The organism is Rhizobium oryzicola, from assembly GCF_030504645.1.
Taxonomy (GTDB): Bacteria; Pseudomonadota; Alphaproteobacteria; order Rhizobiales; family Rhizobiaceae; genus Neorhizobium; species Neorhizobium oryzicola.
Genome location: NZ_JAUKWQ010000012.1, coordinates 67,526 through 84,388 on the forward strand (window position 1 = coordinate 67,526; position 16,863 = coordinate 84,388).

Annotated in this window: 14 protein-coding genes; 2 read left to right on the top strand and 12 right to left on the bottom strand. The window is 59.8% G+C overall.

Translation table 11 applies throughout. The features are described from left to right. Positions 1–131 precede the first annotated feature (131 nt). Together Q2T52_RS23465 and Q2T52_RS23470 are read right to left on the bottom strand one after the other, a co-directional pair. A complete protein-coding gene (locus Q2T52_RS23465; RefSeq protein ID WP_302079349.1) occupies positions 132–2,120 on the bottom strand; it encodes a bifunctional 2',3'-cyclic-nucleotide 2'-phosphodiesterase/3'-nucleotidase in 1,989 nt (662 codons plus the stop codon). Positions 2,121–2,252: 132 nt separating this feature from the next. Then, positions 2,253–2,714: an Lrp/AsnC family transcriptional regulator gene (locus Q2T52_RS23470; RefSeq protein ID WP_302079350.1), complete on the bottom strand. Its 462-nt coding sequence runs from the start codon at positions 2,712–2,714 to the stop codon at positions 2,253–2,255. A 156-nt stretch (positions 2,715–2,870) separates the two neighbouring features. On the opposite strand from Q2T52_RS23470, the gene ald reads away from it, so the two are divergent. Further along, complete coding sequence (gene ald, locus Q2T52_RS23475; RefSeq protein WP_302079351.1) at positions 2,871–3,989, top strand: alanine dehydrogenase; 1,119 nt, start codon at positions 2,871–2,873, stop codon at positions 3,987–3,989. 111 nt (positions 3,990–4,100) lie between these two features. Here the strand turns inward: ald and Q2T52_RS23480 are convergent, their stop codons facing one another. Continuing rightward, positions 4,101–4,577: a type III secretion system chaperone gene (locus Q2T52_RS23480; protein WP_302079352.1), complete on the bottom strand. Its 477-nt coding sequence runs from the start codon at positions 4,575–4,577 to the stop codon at positions 4,101–4,103. A gap of 1 nt (position 4,578) precedes the next feature. After that, positions 4,579–5,961: a hypothetical protein gene (locus tag Q2T52_RS23485; protein WP_302079353.1), complete on the bottom strand. Its 1,383-nt coding sequence runs from the start codon at positions 5,959–5,961 to the stop codon at positions 4,579–4,581. A 223-nt stretch (positions 5,962–6,184) separates the two neighbouring features. Here Q2T52_RS23485 and Q2T52_RS23490 point away from each other — a divergent pair, with 223 nt between their 5' ends. Then, positions 6,185–6,859: a PadR family transcriptional regulator gene (locus tag Q2T52_RS23490; protein WP_302079354.1), complete on the top strand. Its 675-nt coding sequence runs from the start codon at positions 6,185–6,187 to the stop codon at positions 6,857–6,859. Here Q2T52_RS23490 and Q2T52_RS23495 read toward each other — a convergent pair whose 3' ends face one another. The 8 genes from Q2T52_RS23495 to Q2T52_RS23530 form a co-directional block, all read right to left on the bottom strand. Then, on the bottom strand, positions 6,860–7,324 hold the full coding sequence (locus tag Q2T52_RS23495; protein ID WP_302079355.1) for a DUF1203 domain-containing protein: 465 nt from the start codon (positions 7,322–7,324) through the stop codon (positions 6,860–6,862). It lies immediately after the preceding gene. Between the two features lie 81 nt (positions 7,325–7,405). Further along, positions 7,406–8,827, bottom strand: a complete 1,422-nt coding sequence (sseA, locus tag Q2T52_RS23500) for a 3-mercaptopyruvate sulfurtransferase (protein ID WP_302079356.1) — start codon at positions 8,825–8,827, stop codon at positions 7,406–7,408. A 29-nt stretch (positions 8,828–8,856) separates the two neighbouring features. After that, a complete protein-coding gene (locus Q2T52_RS23505; RefSeq protein ID WP_302079357.1) occupies positions 8,857–9,594 on the bottom strand; it encodes an alanyl-tRNA editing protein in 738 nt (245 codons plus the stop codon). A gap of 8 nt (positions 9,595–9,602) precedes the next feature. Beyond that, a complete protein-coding gene (locus tag Q2T52_RS23510; protein ID WP_302079358.1) occupies positions 9,603–10,640 on the bottom strand; it encodes a cysteine synthase A in 1,038 nt (345 codons plus the stop codon). Positions 10,641–10,838: 198 nt separating this feature from the next. Then, entirely contained in the window at positions 10,839–11,030 is a 192-nt protein-coding gene (locus tag Q2T52_RS23515; protein WP_302079359.1) for a hypothetical protein, read from the bottom strand. Positions 11,031–11,154: 124 nt separating this feature from the next. Further along, the gene (locus Q2T52_RS23520) at positions 11,155–13,287 is read right to left on the bottom strand and encodes a tetratricopeptide repeat protein (protein WP_436799584.1); all 2,133 of its coding nucleotides are present in this window, start codon (positions 13,285–13,287) and stop codon (positions 11,155–11,157) included. A gap of 113 nt (positions 13,288–13,400) precedes the next feature. Next, positions 13,401–14,453 carry a family 8 glycosyl hydrolase gene (locus Q2T52_RS23525; protein ID WP_302079361.1) on the bottom strand — a complete coding sequence of 351 codons (1,053 nt, stop codon included), beginning with the start codon at positions 14,451–14,453 and terminating at the stop codon, positions 13,401–13,403. Continuing rightward, the gene (locus tag Q2T52_RS23530) at positions 14,450–16,861 is read right to left on the bottom strand and encodes a cellulose biosynthesis cyclic di-GMP-binding regulatory protein BcsB (RefSeq protein WP_302079362.1); all 2,412 of its coding nucleotides are present in this window, start codon (positions 16,859–16,861) and stop codon (positions 14,450–14,452) included. The genes Q2T52_RS23525 and Q2T52_RS23530 overlap by 4 nt, the downstream gene beginning before the upstream one ends. Positions 16,862–16,863: the final 2 nt, after the last annotated feature.

Below are 16,863 nucleotides of genomic sequence, written 5' to 3' on the forward strand. Positions count from 1 at the left end.
ATGGCGGGTGATGCCCGGGTGCACGCTCTCTCATAGATTTTTGTGGTGGAAGACCATGATCTGACCGGTTCGGCAGAATAAAAAGCCGGCTCACGAGGAGCCGGCCCTGTTGGCGATGACAATGGATCAGATCAAAGCACCAGACGGAACTTGGCGAAACCTTCCGCACCGTCACCGGCATCTTCAATCTTGGCGCCCTTGACGCTTGCCGCATACTGGCGACCCTTCGGACCGCTTTCGAATACTGCGGTCGTGCCCGGCAACGGCTTGAACGACCAGTTGGCATCCGCTGACGGGTTGATGGTGCCGAGCTGGTGGATATAGCGAACGATCACGTCGCGGTTGGTGTCGGGTGCCACGAGGATCACCTTGTCGCCGGCAATATCCGGGAACTTCCCGCCGCCGCCTGCACGGTAGTTGTTCGTGGCCACCACGAACTTCTGGGCCGGGTCGATCGGCTTGCCGTTGAACTTCAGGTCAACGATGCGGTTCGAGTCCGGGTTGACCAGCTTGCCATCGAGATCGAAGCGCGCCGGCTGCGACAGGTCGATCTGGTAGGTCACGCCGTCGATCACGTCGTAATTGTAGGACGGGAACTTGGTGTTGAGCAGCGGCACGTCCTTGGAGCCGACGGGCACCTGGTTGAACATGCCGGCCGACATTTCCAGCCAGTTCTTCACCTGAGCACCGTTGATGAGAACGGCCTGGACCGTGTTCGGATAGAGGTAGAGGTCGGCCACATTCTTGATGGCGATGTCGCCGGCGGGCACATCGGTGAAATAGTCGGCGCCATTGCGGCCACCGGCCTTGAAGGGAGCCGCGGCGGAGAGGATCGGGTAATCCTTGTACTGGCCGTCTTCCAGAAGCTGCTTCACATACCAGGTCTGGGCGTTGGAGACGATCTGGATCGAAGGATCATCCGCGACGAGCGCGAAGTAGGAGTAGAGCGGAGCAGAGGTCTTGCCAACCGGACGGCGCACGTAAGCCAGCGTCGCCTCATGCTCTTCCTTCACGGCGGCGACGATTTCCGGCTTGTCCTTGACGTCGGGGATGATCTTCTTGGCTTCGTCTCGGTGGAAGATCGGGCGCGCTTCTGTGGTGAAGTCAACGACCTTCCAGCGATTGCCGTCCTTTTCCAGCAGCAGGTCGATCAGGCCCATATGCGAGCCCCAGAAGCCGGCCATGACGGCAGGCTTGCCCTGCAGCGTACCCTTCTTGATGTCTGCGCCGGCAATGCCTTCGAAATCCTTCGGACCGGGGAAAACGAGGTGCTGGTGGCCGGTGAAAATCGCGTCGATGCCATCGACACCTGCGAGGTAGAGCGAGGCGTTTTCCATGCGTTCGCTCTGGCCGGTGCCGTCAATGCCGGAGTGGGAGAGCGCGATGATAACATCCGCACCGGCTTCCTTCATGACCGGAATCCAGGCCTTGGCGGCCTGCACGATGTCACGCGTCTGCGCCTTGCCTTCCAGGTTCTTGGCGTCCCACACCATGATCTGCGGCGGCACGAAGCCGATGAAGCCGACCTTCACGGGGCTGGAATTGCCGGAACCGTCCTTGATCTGCTTTTCGAGGATCACGTAGGGTTTGAAGAACAGCTCGTCCTTCTTGGGGTCGGATGCCAGCTGGCCCTTGGTCAGGTTGGCGCAGACGATCGGGAAGTTCGCGCCGTTCAGCGTGTTGAACATGAATTCCAGGCCGTAGTTGAATTCATGGTTGCCGAGCGTGCCGCAATCATAGCCGAGTGCGTTCATCGCCTTCATGACCGGGTGCAAGTCACCGGCCTTCATGCCCTTTTCATAGGCCATGAAGTCACCCATCGGGTTGCCCTGCAGCAGGTCGCCGTTGTCGATCAGCATCGAGTTGGTCGCTTCGGCGCGCACCTGATCGATGAAGGAGGCGGTCCGCGTCAGGCCCATCGTGTCGTTGGGCTTATCCGCGTAATAGTCATAGGGCATGATGTTGACGTGGATGTCAGTCGTTTCCATGATCCGCAGATGCGCCTGGTTGGCGGCTGCACGGGCTGCGAATGGATGCAGCATGACGAGCGCCGAGGAGGCTGCAATGCCGCCGAGAAGGCTGCGGCGTGTGATGGAAGGTGTGGTCAAAACGGATGACATGGAAGTTCCCTCTTTCTGAATGGGCAGAAATGTAGGGTCATTCCCATGCCGACGCATCAGAAAAATGACAGCTTCGAAGCATTTGCACCGAAGATGGACCAACGGGGAGAAACGTCAGCTTCGGATCGATGATTAGAGCCCCACGTTCGGGCGGTCGATGACCTCGCGTAGCGCAAAGCTGGAGTTGATTTTCACCACATGGGGCAGGGCGGACAGCCAGTCGCGATGGATACGCTCGTAATCCTCCAGGTCTTTGGCGGCGACGCGCAGGATGTAATCATACTCGCCGGACATCAGGTAACAGACCAGCACATTGGGACAGAGCCTGACGGCGGCTTCGAATTCCGTCAGCGTTTTTGCAAACTGCCCGGATAGCGAAATGTGCACGATGGCGATCATCTTGTAATCGAGCGCCTTGTGCGACAGGCGCGCATGATAACCGCTGATGACGCCACTCTTCTCGAGGATGTCGAGGCGCCTGGAACAGGCTGATGCAGACAGGCCCACCTTCTGCGCCAGTTCCGCATTGGAAATCCGGCCGTTCTTCTGCAGTGTCCTCATGATCGCAAGATCAATGGCATCATGCTCGCTCATTCGAAGATTCCACGACTGGGTAAATATGTGACGCAATAATCTCCGAATTTCTTCTCTGAGACAATTCATCTTCGCAAGGACATTGCCAAAGGTTTCTGGTGGAGTTTGCAGGACGCTGAGAGGAAACAGCGGAACCACAGATCAAGAGGAACGAAGATGCGCGTTGGTTGCCCGAGAGAAATCAAAAACCATGAATATCGCGTCGGGCTTACACCCGGCGCGGTGCGTGAATATGTGGCGCATGGCCACGAAGTTTTCATCGAAACGAAGGCGGGTGCCGGCATTGGCGCGGATGACGCAGCCTATATCGCCGCTGGCGCAAAGATTGTTGCAACCGCCAAGGACATTTTCGACAAGTCCGACATGGTGGTGAAGGTGAAGGAACCGCAGCCGGCCGAGTGGGCGCAACTCCGCGAAGGCCAAATCCTCTACACCTACCTGCATCTTGCCCCCGATCCGGAGCAGACCAAGGGCCTGCTCGCCTCCGGTGTCACCGCCGTTGCCTATGAAACAGTGACCGACGAGCGTGGTGGCCTGCCGCTCCTGGCGCCGATGTCGGAAGTGGCCGGGCGTCTCGCCATCCAGGCCGGCGCAACGGCGCTCCAGAAGGCCAATGGTGGGCTCGGCGTGTTGCTGGGCGGCGTTCCCGGGGTTCTGCCGGGCAAGGTTACGGTGATTGGCGGTGGCGTCGTCGGCCTGCACGCGGCCAAGATGGCCGTCGGTCTCGGCGCTGATGTGACCATTCTCGATCGGTCTCTGCCGCGTCTGCGCCAGCTGGACGATATCTTCAATGGCCGCGTCCATACCCGCTATTCGACGATCGATGCGCTGGAGGAGGAGGTCTTCTCCGCCGATCTCGTTATCGGCGCTGTTCTGATCCCCGGCGCTGCAGCGCCAAAGCTTGTGACCCGCGACATGCTGACCGGCATGAAGAAGGGCGCCGTGATGGTGGATGTGGCGATCGACCAGGGTGGCTGTTTCGAGACGTCGCATGCCACGACGCATTCCGACCCGACCTATGAAGTCGACGGCATTATCCACTACTGCGTCGCCAATATGCCGGGCGCCGTTCCGGTTACCTCGGCGCATGCGCTGAACAACGCCACCCTGCACTACGGTCTGGCGCTGGCCGACCGCGGCCTGCGCGCCATTGCTGAAGACCGGCATCTGCGCAATGGACTGAACATCCACAAAGGCCGCGTCACCAACAAGCCTGTGGCTGAGGCACTCGGTTACGAGGCCGCAGCGCCGGAAAGCCTGTTAAACGTCGCCTGATCCAAGGCTTGAAGTGAACGGGGCCGCGGTGTGCGACCCCGTTCATGCGTGGCTATATCAGGTAACAGCAGCCCGGCAGCGCATTCGACGCTGCGCTGGCTGGTGTCTTCATCATGCCCGCAGCATCACCTCATCCGGGCCCGCGCCTGGAAGTTCGGAGGCGACGGCAGCTTTCTCATGCTTGTCGGCTTCCGCCTCCAACAGTTCAAGGCCTTCTGTGCGCCAGAACAGGCCGTATTGCGAAAGCTGCGAGAACCGCTGCTCGATTTGCCGGGCGTCCATGGTCGTGACATCCCAGCGCTCGCAATAGAGCGCCTCGTCATTGCCTTCATCGATGGCGAGCCGTCCGGCGCCGGTGCCGTGGCCAAGGCAATTGGCCGCCAGCATGGCCCGCATGATGGCAGGAGACTCGTGATCCAGTTCCCTAAGCGGAAAGCTCATCTCCGCAATGCCGGGTTCGATCTCTGTGATGTATACGGAAAGACCATCGGTGAAGACGATTCCTGCCTGCTTGTCAGCATTCAGCTGAAGCTGGGGAATGCCGAGTGTGTCTGCCAGTACGGACAGTGCGTGATTGACGTCTTGCATGTTAAGCTCCCTTTTGGTGCGCATCTTCCCAGCGCTCTACTGAAGCGGATTCCGGCATGCCTGCGCGAGCTAAATACAATTCAAGCATTGTGTGGATTTGTGGCGCTATCTCCTGATAGACTCTTGTCATCTCCGACATGTAGCCATTTGGCTTGGGAGACTGGCTAGCAACCTTGTTAACTATGTCAAACCCAGCGTTAGTACCTTGACCTAAAGTATGTTTCGAACCCAGCGCTTTGATGGCGATGCCCTTTAGGAAAAGCTGATCGGTGTATAGGCGATGAATCATCGTATTCTTCGTTTCATCGTCTTCTTTACGAAGCCCAATTTCGTGCGTCAGTGACTCGAGAGCCCCTTTTAAAGAATCGGGCATTTTCTGTTCCAAAGTTGCTTCTGCAATCTTTAGGCTGAAATTACCAAGTGCATCGGCGAGCATCGGAGAGAGTCCAGAGGTTGAATGGCTTGCATTTTCGTCTTTCATTAATTGAGCCAAGGCTCTCGCTTCTCTTGATTTGCTCAGTTTAGCAAAGGAATGGATCACCTCATCTACATAATCATCCAAGCCGCTGGCCTTCAGAAATTTCTGAATCGCTCGGGCTTCGTTGGTACCGCTGGCGCGTAAGAACAAATGGGGCTCTGTGTCCCTGATTGCATCCTTCGCCAGAGCAAAGAACATGTCCATCGCGCCTTGTGGCGTGTGACTTTCATTCAGGACGCCGCAAAATTCTTTCAGGAGCATTGATTTGTCGGTGCGCCCCTCACGATGAAATCGGTCCGCGCACTTGCGAAGATATGCGAGATCCAATTTTTGATATGCGTCAACCGACGAGGCTATCAGGACTTTTTTCAGGCTTGCATGGCGCACCTCGGCTGGGTCTTTTGTGGGATCGCTCGCCAACTCTTCCTCAACTTTTGCGTTTAGTTCCGATAGGAGGACGCTTATTAACGGCCTGTTTTTTTCTGAAAGGCAGCGTGCGAAGTCACCATCTTTCAGATTATCCGGCAACTTCGCCTGAGCCGCATCCCGCTGGTCCAACACCGCGCACTTAGCCAGACGGCGCTGCTCGCGGACCTCTGCCCGTTCGGCTTTCCAATTCTCATACTTCGCAGCAATCTCTTTCGTGTCGTTGCCGACCTTCTCCTTGAAAGCTGAAAAGCCATCGCTAATGGCATGGCCGAAACTTTGGAAAGCCTGTCTGACCCCGCCAGGTGCCGCGGCGGCATTGCCAGCCATTGCACCGGTCCCGCCTACGGGCGCGCCCGCTCCCAAAACATGCTGGATTTTGGCCGCAGATTTTTCGCTCCTGCCTCCAGGTACCGTTTCTCCAAAGAATCGCTGAAGTTTGGGTTCAGACTGGTATGCCTGTGGTCGCTCTGTTCGCATTGCACTCTCCATACGACTTTGTGAATTGATCTGAGGAGACAGTACCACCGCCCTTCCAGCGGCCTGTGCCGGACATGACAGTGCTTAGCGATCTGGTGCTCGCAGGGCCGGCGGGTGAACGTTTGGCATATCAGATAGTATTTAGATATATCTCATGTCTTGACACTTATGTCTGTCAATCCTATTTAAAGATATATCGAAAGATAGTCTAAAGGAGATGAAAATGTTTGGACGTGGATTTGGTGGCCGTCATGGCCATTGCGAAAAGGAGCCGCGTGGCTTGGAGGCATTGTTTGCCATGCGGGGCGGTTTTGGACGCGGCCCAGGCCGCGGCGGCCCGGGAGGCCCGGGCGGGCGCGGGTTCGGAGGCGATGATGGCGAAGGGCGCATTGGCCGTTTCCTGCTGCAAGGCGATCTGCGGCTGCTCGTTCTGGCGCTGATCGAGAAGGAGCCGCGCCATGGCTACGAAATCATGAAACATATCGAAGATATGACCTATGGCTTCTACGCGCCGAGCCCCGGTGTCGTCTATCCGACGCTGACATATCTGGAGGAGGCGGGTTACGTGTCCGCCGAAACCGAGGGTAACAAGAAGCGCTACTCGATCACCGATGAAGGACGTGGCTATCTCGAAAGCAATCGTGGGCTGGCAGCAACCATCCTGGAACGGTTATCGCATGTTGCCGAGCGCATCCGCCACAAGCAGGAACGGGCGCAGGACCGCGAGCGCGGTCATGATCACGGCCCCAGCCTGCCGCGCAGCATCGATGCGGCTCTCTTGAACCTACGCGAAGTCATCGCTCGCCAGCTGGAGGGCGATGAGCGCAAAGCAGGCGAGATCGTCAAACTGCTGTTGCAGGTGGCCGAAGACCTCGATCGTCCAGAGCCGAATGCCTAATCAGGCGCGGTCGACCCGGCACTGGTAGCAGTTGTTGCGGGCGGAGCGGACATGCACATAGGCGATCTCGTCGCGTGCCAGAAGTTCGCCCGCCCGGCTGGCAATGTCCACCGTCGCGGTGACGGCACCGGTGCCATAGACGATCCTGTCATCCTGGCCATAGCCCCGCACGATGTAATCCGGGCTGACCAGCATCGGCGGCAGCACCTCAGGCGCAGCATAGCGAGGGCATTCCTCCGCATGCAGAAAGATCGGCCCGGTCTCCGCATAGGGCTGGAGCTGTGAGAAGGGGCGATAGGCCAGCAGCAGCATCGGTTCGCCCTCGGAAATCATGCCCAGGCAATGGCGGCAGGGCATGCCGCCCTGCGAGATCTGTCGTTCTGGCGCATGGCCATAGGCATCAGACGCGCCGGCGCGATAGGCTTCGACCTCTTGAGTGGAAATGGCGGAAAACTGAATGGTCATGGGTGACGGGCTCCTTTGGGGTATGCCCGTCACTTTGGCTGGATCAGGAAGCTCCAGCCACCCGATCCTTGCGGTCGCGCGTTAATCTCTCTTGGCCAAGGCCAGCAGTTCCGCATCCGACATCGGATCGACCCAGGCTTCGTACATGCGCACCGGCGTAAAGCCCATCATCTGGTAGAGCGGCAGCGCGCGCGGGTGATCGAGCGAATTGGTGCTGACGGTCACCTTCTTCGGGTTCATCTGCCATGCGGAATACAGCGCTTGCAGCAGGAACCATTTGCCGATGCCAAGGCCCAACGCATGCTCGAAAAGCCCGAAATAGGATAGCTCGACGCGGTCTTCCGACTCGTGGAAGAGCTCGAAGAAACCGGCGGGTGCACCATTGACATAGAGAACGGTGACGGACACGCGCTCGTCGCGCAGGATCTTCAGAAGTTCGTCGTCGCTCATGCGGGCGCGATCATACCAGTGCCAGCGCTTGCCGACCTGCCGGTAAAGATAGCGGTAATAGTGCAGCGGGATATCCTGCGTGCGCATGAGCGCCGTCTGGATGTTGACCGGGATCGGCAGGCTCTGGCGCGGTGGCGCGGTCATTTCCAGTTCCGTCACATGCGCCTTGATCGGTGCATTGTCGCGGACTTCAACCGGTTCGGCCGGGCCGGTCACGATAGGCGTGTCCGCACGACCACCCCATTCCGACCAGGAGCCGTCATAGAGAGAATTCGTGGTGTGGCCGAGCGATTCCAGCGCCAGCGTCACGACAGCAGCCGTCACGCCGGAACCACAGCTGGTGACGACGGGGCGCGACAGATCAATGCCGGCCTCGTCCATCATCGTCTTGAGCTGGTCGAGATCCTTGAAATGACCGCCTTCGGAAAGGCTGGTGGCGGGAAGGCTGCGCGCGCCCGGCATATGGCCGGAGCGCATGCCGGCACGCGGTTCCGCCTCATCGCCCGTGAAGCGGCCCGCACCGCGGGCATCCACCACCTGTGCCGAGCCGCTGTCGACCACATTGCGCATCTCGTTGAAGGTCGTGACGCGGCGGTTGTTGAGGCGGGGCGTGAAGGTGGCGGGTACGGGTTCCGGCAGCTCCGTCTCGATCGGCCTTCCTTCCTTCTTCCAGCCGTCAATGCCGCCATCCAGCACGTAGACCTTTTCCGCGCCCATCAGGCGCAGCAGCCACCAAACACGCGGGGCAGAGAAAAAGCCGGGGCCGTCATAAACCACGATGACGTCGCGTTCGCTGATGCCGAGCTTGCCGATTTCCTCGGCGAAGAATTCGGGCGAGGGCAGGGAATGCGGCAGGCCGGTCGTATGATCGGCAATGGCATCCTGATCGAAAAACACAGCTCCCGGGATATGGCCGGCCGCATACTCCTCGGCGCCATTGCGCTTGTGCGCCGGCAGATACCAGGAGGCATCGACCAGGCGAAAGCCCGGCGTGCCCAACTGCTTTTCAACCCAGTCCGCGCTGACGACGAAACGGCTCTTACCCGCGCTCATAGTGCCTCCAGATTCATATCGCTCCAGCCTCAGGTCTCTTCGGCCAATGTACCGAAGCGAATGCGGAAGCGACGGTTTTCCTTACCCTTCTTCTCGATCTTGGCGATATGAATCGCGCCGACCTCCTGGGTTTCGGAGACATGTGTGCCGCCGCATGGCTGACTGTCAACGGCGGAATTTTCGCCAATGCAAACAAGGCTAACGCGGCCCAAACCCATCGGCGGGCGCACGTTCTTGGATTTGACGATGTCCGGATTGGCCGCCAATTCCTCGTCGGTGATCCATTGCAGGAAGACCGAGTGGTTCTCTTCGACCAGCGCCATCAACTTGGCGGTTACCTCTTCCCTGTCGATGGTATCGGTCATGTCGAAGTCAACCCGCGACTCCTCCTCGCCGACAGCTGCACCGGTGATCGGATAGGGGCAGACAACCGAGAGCAGGTGGCAGGCGGTGTGCATGCGCATCAGTCTGTAGCGGCGCGGCCAATCGACATGCAGCACCAGCTTTTCGCCGACCTCAGGCGTCGGCTGATCGGCCAGCGGTACGTGGATAATGATGTCCTTGGTGGCGCCATGCTTGGTAGGGGCGAGCGCGACGCGGGAGCCGTCCGCACGCTCCAGAAAGCCCGTATCACCCGGCTGGCCACCGGATGTCGCGTAAAAGCAGGTTTGGTCCAGCTCGATACCGCCATCCTCATGGATGGCGGTGACCGTGCCCTCCGCCGTAGATAGGTAAAAATCGTCGCGGTAGAGGGCTTTTGTCAGCATGGCTTATCTCAGACAGTCTGGAAGGGTACGTCGATGACCCGTTTTTGTACCAGCCATTGAGGGATGGGCAAGCCTTTGGATTTTAGAAATTCCGGATTGAACAGCTTGGACTGGTAACGATTGCCATAGTCGCAGAGAATGGTCACGATCGTATGACCAGGGCCGAGATCCTTGGCGAGGCGGATCGCACCGGCAATGTTGATGCCGGAAGAGCCACCCAGGCAAAGGCCCTCATGCTCCACCAGATCGAAGACGAGGGGCAGGGCTTCCGCATCGGAAATCCGATAGGAAAAGTCAGGTGTAAAACCTTCCAGGTTTGCGGTGATGCGACCCTGGCCGATGCCTTCCGTAATCGACGAGCCTTCGGACTTCAATTCGCCATGGGTGTAGAAGTCGTAAAGCGCTGCCCCGTCCGGATCAGCAAGGCCGATCTTGATGTTCGGGTTCTTGGCTTTCAGGCCCATGGCCGTGCCCGCCAGCGTACCGCCCGAACCGACGGCGCAGATGAAGCCATCGACCTTGCCGCCGGTCTGCTCCCAGATTTCCGGCGCGGTGGTTTCGATATGGGCGTTGCGATTGGCGGTGTTGTCGAACTGGTTGGCCCAGATCGCGCCATTCGGCTCGGTCTTTGCGAGTTCTTCCGCCAGACGACCGGACAGCTTCACGTAATTGTTCGGGTTCTTGTAGGGGACCGCAGGCACTTCGACGAGTTCAGCACCGAGAAGCTTCAGCGCGTCCTTCTTTTCCTGGCTCTGCGTTTCCGGGATGACGATCACGGTACGATAGCCGAGCGCCTTCGCTACCATCGCAAGCCCGATGCCGGTATTGCCGGCCGTCCCTTCCACGATGACACCGCCCGGCCGCAACAGCCCACGGCGTTCCGCATCGCGAATGATGAAGAGCGCCGCGCGATCCTTCACCGACTGACCCGGATTGAGGAATTCGGCCTTGCCGAGAATTTCGCAACCGGTCCGTTCGGATGCGTTCTTGAGCCGGATCAGCGGGGTGTTGCCGATCACGTTCAGCACCGACCTGTTGATAGTCATGAAGGGAACCCTGTGTTGAGAACTGGTTTGCGTAGCGTTTTCCAACTCTTGTGTGTTTGGAGCAAGAAAGCGCTTTTCCTTCCACACACTTAGGACGCAAAATTTGTTCTGCAAAGAGCAGGGTTCGATTGTGTGGCCAGAATGACGGCAATTCCAACGAAAAGATGATCGCCGCGATCACCGATAGGCTGGCAGGTCTCAGCTATTTCGGCGTTGTTCAAAATCCAGATCGAGGCGCAACTGCACGCCCTTCGGCACGTAGAGCGGTTTCTGGCTGGCGATCTGAATTCTCTGAAATGCTTTGCGTCCTTCCGCAGCACGCTCACGCAGTGCGCGGGAAGCGGCAACCGCCGCCATGGCATTCTGGACGGCTCTTTCAGCGTTTGTCATGTCCATCTCCATGCTTGTTCTTGTTTTGTTCTAAGTCAAACTCGCAGGTATGTCAAGAGAATCGTGCAGCGCCCTTGGTAGGGTCAAAAAAGCAAGAGGCATTAGGAAAAAAATAAGCAGCGACTTACCGATACCCGTTCTGCATGTCACGGATTTCTGCAAGTCCGCGGCTGGCATCGCTGTTGCCGGTTTCGGCAACGAACTCGAAGATCTTCCAGGCGTCGTTGTACATGCCCAGATTCATATAGGCATAGCCACGCAGGACTGCGAGGTCGGTGGTGTCAGGTGACAGCCGCGCCCGCTGGTCCAGATAGACCAGGGCTTCACGATAGCGCTTGGCATTGAAGGCGCTGACGGCGCGGTCGGCAAGGATGGCGGTTTGGAGTTCGGCGGCGCGCTTGCCGGTTTGAGGCGTCTGTGTGGCGGCAATCGCGGCCTTGTTGGTCAGGCCAAGGCGAAGATAGGCAAGGCTCTGGCCATAGGCCGCGTCTTCCCGGACGCTCTGCACATTGCTTTGCGCGGCCTTTTCGAAGGCTTCCGAAGCTTCCAGTGGCCGGTTGAGGTTCATCAGGCACCAGCCAAGCGACAGAGCCTGCTGGGAATTGGCAGCGCTGGCGGTGCCAAGCGCGCAATCAGTGCGGTTCCCCTTGCTTGCGGTCGCCCGCTCTGTTGCCTTCTCGGTGACTTTCGGGCCAGGAGCACGCTGCGCCGCGACCCGCACGGGTGCGGAGACAGTTGGTGCGGTTGCAGCGGCGGGAGCGGGCGGTGCCTCAACCGCGGTCGCCGTTGGCGGGGTGGTCTGGCGGGTGGTGGCCGGTGGGGGCGACGTCAGAAGGCCGAGATTGGCGATACGTTGCGAACGGCCCGCCCATTGGCGGCGGATGTCCTCCACCGCCGCATGATTGTTCAGTTGCTGCTGGGTGATGGCGAGGCCATACGCGGAGGGCTCGTCATCCGCCTTCCACTGCAGGGCCGTCTGGAACCAGCGGATCGCCGCCTGCGGCTGATTGAAGGCACGGGCGTACCAGCCCATCTGCTGTGCGGTCGGCACGTATCGTTTTTCAACGACAGCCGCAGCGATGCGCTGCAGAACCGGACCGGGCACTTCCGGTGGCGGATCGCCGGCCAGGAGGTTCGCCGTTGCGGCGAGATAGGTGGCGCTGGCGTCTTCTGAGTCATCCTTCCAGCGGAACATCACCTCTTCAGCTTCTGCTGGTGCCTTGCGGGCAATCAACGTCAGGGCCAGCCCTTGCGACGCGGAGGCGGTATTGGACTTGTCACGCGATGTGCGGAACCACTTTTCTGCTTCCGGCATGGCGTTGTGGCGCAGATAATACCACCCGAGAAGCAGGCTGTCCGTGCCGTTGGTGTCATTGGCGGCAAGGCGCTTTACGCGTTCCAGATAAGTCGCATCGATCGAGATCTCCGGTCGCCGATTGGCTTCCGCCACAAAACTGCGGGAGAGCGCATCGCGCACACTGTCGAACTCGCGGCTTCCATCCGTTCCCGTCTTTTCGAAGGCGAGAAGCGGCTGCACGCTTTCGTAAGGAAGAAGCGCCGCAGCCTTCTGGATCGTCGCCAGCCTTTCCGCCGGGTTGGTGCAGTTTTTCAGTATGAAACGATAGGCATCCTGCCCGCGCGATGCCCGGTCCGTCTTCACGAAGGCTTCCGCCACGCGCCACAGCACATCCACGTCCGCGCAGTTGAGGAGGCTGGGGTTCTCCGCGCCAACGCTGACGACCGTGTCGTACTGCTTCAGTTCAGAGGCGTTCACGAGACGTACCCGGGCTTCAGCAACGGAGAGGCGCTCCAGCAGATCCGCCGGCGCCTGCCAGGTGGTTTCGGAAGCTTGCCGCTCGGCAATCGCTCGCCGAACCTCGGCATATTTGCCTTCGGAATAGAGACGCCACATCGCCTCCAGTTTCGCATCCCGGTGCTGCGGCACAGCCAGCGGATCAGCCGGCGGCTGCCAGTTGGGATAGAGCGCGCGAAGACGCGCGATTTCGGCCTTCAGGCGGGCCGTATCGCCACGGGCCGCGAAATAGCGAAGTGCGCTTTCATCGACTTCGGGTTCTTCTGCAGCACCGGCGGTAGGGGGAGTCGGTGATCTTGTCTGCGCCTCCGCGGTCGGGTCAAACTGGACGATGTGCGCGGTATCATCGATACCAGGATCCGGCAGCGGAATTTGCGCGCTGCTTTGCGTGGCGCGGATCTTGCCCGCAAGTGTGTCCGTATCCGGCAGATCCGCAGCCGCCATTACCCGCTCGATGCGTGCCCCACGCGGCGCGGCACTACCCGCCAGAGCCTCGTGACCACCGTCCGGATAAAATCCGCCGACAGCCAGAATGGTGGCAGCAAGGAGTTGCGGTTTCAGAGGCACTCTGGATGTTTCTCCGTGACAAAGGCCAGTCCCAGCAACTGCAAGGTCGAGGGAAAATACAGCACCGGATTGAAGCGCCGAACGTCGGGCGTGATGCGTTTCCCGTCACTAATACAAGCCGCAATATGGTTAATGATCTGATAACCGGGGTCGTCCAGAACTGCTTTTGTTCGCCCGCTCGGCAGATCGATGATGCCGCCGCTCACACCATCGCTTTGCAGCCAGCCTTCGCGCAACCGCCGGAGCAGATCCTTGTCGGTCACGCCACCCCGCATCAGGTAGAGAGGAATGCGAAGGGCGTTGTAGCCGTATTCCTGCTCGAACCCGTCCGCCGGTTTTGGCTGTGTGCTGAGGCTGATCCATTCGGCCGGCAGGTGCTTCGGCCCGAACTGGATGCGCTTCAGAAGGCCAAGCCCTTCCCCAGACAGTGCTTCCCACTTCGGTGATGGCGCCAGCAAACCCATGATCGGCAGCGCCTCGAAGACCCAGTAGGAGGGATTGATAACCGGTCCATCCGCACGATCGTCTACGGCAAAGCCCTCCGCCGCTGGCAGCAGCAGTGTGCGCCCCTTGGTCGTCACGACCGTATGCTGCAATATGGCGCGCGCCAGCATCGCCGCTTGCCGCAGATAGCCGGCATTGCTCCAGCGGGAGCCGGCCAGCGCAAGCGCATAGGCGATCAGGATGTCGCCATCCGTCGCGTTGTTGACATCAGTCACATGGGGCGAAGCTTGCGGCTCCCATTTCCAGGCTGCCAGGCCGTCGTCGCGAACCAGAAGCTCGGTGCGCGTGAAGTACCAGATCTGTTCGAAGTCCTGTCTGTTGTCGGCGAGATAGGCGAGCAGCAGCCCATAGCCTTGACCTTCGCTATGGCTGATATTGCCATTGGCGTTGTCGATGATCCGACCGCTGTCATCCATGAACTTCGCCTTGTAAGCGGCCCACAAGGTTTCCGGCACCAGCGGTTCAGCTGCGCGAACCACAGAGCTACCGGCAGCCAGCAAGACCACGAATGCCAGCACGACGGAGAAGGTACGCCTCATTTGCGTCTCCCGAACACAGACAGCACCGTGGAGGTCGTTACGCCCAGCAATAACAGGGCCACCACCATCAGAACCGTATAAGAGAGACTATTGCTGGAAAGCCAGTTTGCCAGAACCAGACGGTAATTGTTCAGCGAACCGGGGATCGTATTGACAAGTGTGAAGTGGGACACGGGCTCAATGGTTGAGGCTTGCGTGCGATCATTGTGCGCCACGAGACGCCCGGACACTTTCAGCCAGTTGTCCTGCCGTGTCAGGGAGTCGGTTCCCGAGCGCAGCTTTTGCGGATCCGGTGCGGTGAGAACGCTCCACGTCGCGCCGCCTTCTGGCGACGGCGCCTGCGCCAAGAGCGTTGTCTGGTTCGGCGTCGGCTGAAAGGGTTGTTCGGCACGCGGCATAAACTGCATGGAATCAAACGAGATATCGAAGTTGCGCTCCAGCCAGTTGCCGACGGAACTTATCTGGCCGCGCAGCGAGCCGCCGCTCACCTTTGAACTCCATTGATCCAAGGTTGGGGCGGGTGCTGACGGCTTGGCATTGGTGTCGGTTGCCGGACGCCACGCATTCAGGCTGCTGACGGATATATTGACCTGCTGCAGCGCTTTTTGCGGGATCTGCGAGATAGGGCCAATGAAGATGGCATCGCGGTTGCCGACGGAGGTCGGCGAAACCGTGGCATCGGTCTTCAGAACCCGGCCCGCCATGATCGAGATCCGGCCAAGCAGAGTTGCGGCCGTGCTGATGATGTCGCTATCCGGCCGATCAAGCGCCAATGCCAGCGGTTCACCGGCTGCTCGATTATAGGGGAAGCCGGTGCCGGCGAACGCAGCGAGATTGGGCGACTGCCCCATTCGCGCAAACGGGGGCATGACGAATTCGGACGTATCGAACAGGGCAAACCGAGGTGATTGCGAGGCTGGCGCGCCGGGGGCACAGGCGCGGTCTTCGGCGGAATTGATGACCACTTCCAGCGCAATCGTGTTGACCCCCGGACGGATATGTCTGAGCGGAATCTTGACGGGCAGATGGCTGAACAACCCGCCCTTCTGCGCGTAGATCGGGGTGCTGGAGGCGATGTTCTCATTGACGTAAACGTCGAGGTGGCTGCCGGGCTGCACGGCAGCGGTAAAGGCGGCATCGACCAGGATCTCTGCTTCCCCATAGGCATTGGCGTAGAAGTCTGCCGGGACAGCGATGTTGAAGGTCGTGCGCAGGCGACGACCGGAGAATTCCTGTGTCTGAACTCCGAGCTGCGAGAGTGGCAATCTCTGACCACCGAAGAGCAGCGGCGCATCGGGCGCGCTCCATCTCTGGGTGGTAATCACGTCGCGACGAACACCATTCGGCCGGTCCGCACTCGCAATGATCGTATCGATGGCGCCTGAGAGGCTGGACCAGCTGGGGCCGCTGATCGCGAGTGAGCGGCCCTGACCTGGCTGCTCGTCGAGAAGCGTTGTTACTGGCGCCGCCTGGGCCGTCTGGGGCAGGACGGAGACCAAGGGTTGGAGTTCGCCATAGGTGCCGACATAGATCGTCATTTCGCCTGGGCCATTAGCCGCCTCCCCGGAAGCCACGACATCGAAGGTCAAATTCGGCATGCCGGAGAGAAGCGCCAAACCTTGAGCCAGGCGCATCAGAAGATCGGCATTGCCAGGTTGCGCCAGCGACGGAACGACCAGACGGATGCGGCTGCGGCCATAGGCATCAACCCCGATCGCCCGGATGGCTTCTGTCACCGACTGGCTGTCCGCCTGCAAGCCGCTAAAGGAGAGGAAGGTTTGTTCCGGCTCGATATTGGTCCAGAGATCATAGGTGGAGCGGACATCACAATCGGTCCTGTGGCGTTGCGAAACACGAAATTCGATCAGGTTGGCGCCGCCTTGCAGAATGCCGGGCTGCAGCTTCAAGTCTACGTTTTTAATCGCATCGGCAGAGCTGACCGGCACCTGGCCGATCTGCCTGTCATTGACGAGAACCGTGAGCGACGACGCCTCAGGTGCCGTCACGATCGAGTTCTGAAAGGCGAAGTGAAACACATCGCCCCTTTGCGCCTGCTCCTGGGTGAGATAGACGGCCCAGCGCTTGCGGTCGATTTCACCGGTCAGGCTCAGGTTGGAATAGGGCACCAGGTAGCGTCGAAAGCCCTCTGTTTCACGCTCCCTCGGTGCCGATGCAATCGCAGGCCGGTTGGTGGGTTGCAGCGCCGGTTTTTCGAGGGGAGGCGTTGACGTCGTGCCCGTGGGCTGAGCCGGGCGCGTGGGTGCAGGTGGAATAACCGGGGCAGGCGCAGGCGGCGGTTCCGGCGGGCGCTCCCGAGACATGTCGAAGGTTGGCGTCTGAGCGGCAGCCGGAACGCTCAGGTAAAGTAGCCCAGCAAGAAGAATGAGCGGTCGGTGGGGCAGCATCATGG

What these genes read in the sequence shown, in the direction of transcription:
- Q2T52_RS23525 (WP_302079361.1), bottom strand. Translation starts at nt 14,453, where the DNA reads ATGAGGCGTACCTTCTCCGTCGTGCTGGCATTCGTGGTCTTGCTGGCT.
- Q2T52_RS23510 (WP_302079358.1), bottom strand. Translation starts at nt 10,640, where the DNA reads ATGACTATCAACAGGTCGGTGCTGAACGTGATCGGCAACACCCCGCTG.
- Q2T52_RS23495 (WP_302079355.1), bottom strand. Translation starts at nt 7,324, where the DNA reads ATGACCATTCAGTTTTCCGCCATTTCCACTCAAGAGGTCGAAGCCTAT.
- Q2T52_RS23530 (WP_302079362.1), bottom strand. Translation starts at nt 16,861, where the DNA reads ATGATGCTGCCCCACCGACCGCTCATTCTTCTTGCTGGGCTACTTTAC.
- sseA (WP_302079356.1), bottom strand. Translation starts at nt 8,827, where the DNA reads ATGAGCGCGGGTAAGAGCCGTTTCGTCGTCAGCGCGGACTGGGTTGAA.
- Q2T52_RS23465 (WP_302079349.1), bottom strand. Translation starts at nt 2,120, where the DNA reads ATGTCATCCGTTTTGACCACACCTTCCATCACACGCCGCAGCCTTCTC.
- Q2T52_RS23480 (WP_302079352.1), bottom strand. Translation starts at nt 4,577, where the DNA reads ATGCAAGACGTCAATCACGCACTGTCCGTACTGGCAGACACACTCGGC.
- Q2T52_RS23515 (WP_302079359.1), bottom strand. Translation starts at nt 11,030, where the DNA reads ATGACAAACGCTGAAAGAGCCGTCCAGAATGCCATGGCGGCGGTTGCC.
- Q2T52_RS23485 (WP_302079353.1), bottom strand. Translation starts at nt 5,961, where the DNA reads ATGCGAACAGAGCGACCACAGGCATACCAGTCTGAACCCAAACTTCAG.
- Q2T52_RS23470 (WP_302079350.1), bottom strand. Translation starts at nt 2,714, where the DNA reads ATGAGCGAGCATGATGCCATTGATCTTGCGATCATGAGGACACTGCAG.
- Q2T52_RS23520 (WP_436799584.1), bottom strand. Translation starts at nt 13,287, where the DNA reads ATGGCGGCTGCGGATCTGCCGGATACGGACACACTTGCGGGCAAGATC.
- Q2T52_RS23505 (WP_302079357.1), bottom strand. Translation starts at nt 9,594, where the DNA reads ATGCTGACAAAAGCCCTCTACCGCGACGATTTTTACCTATCTACGGCG.
- Q2T52_RS23490 (WP_302079354.1), top strand. Translation starts at nt 6,185, where the DNA reads ATGTTTGGACGTGGATTTGGTGGCCGTCATGGCCATTGCGAAAAGGAG.
- ald (WP_302079351.1), top strand. Translation starts at nt 2,871, where the DNA reads ATGCGCGTTGGTTGCCCGAGAGAAATCAAAAACCATGAATATCGCGTC.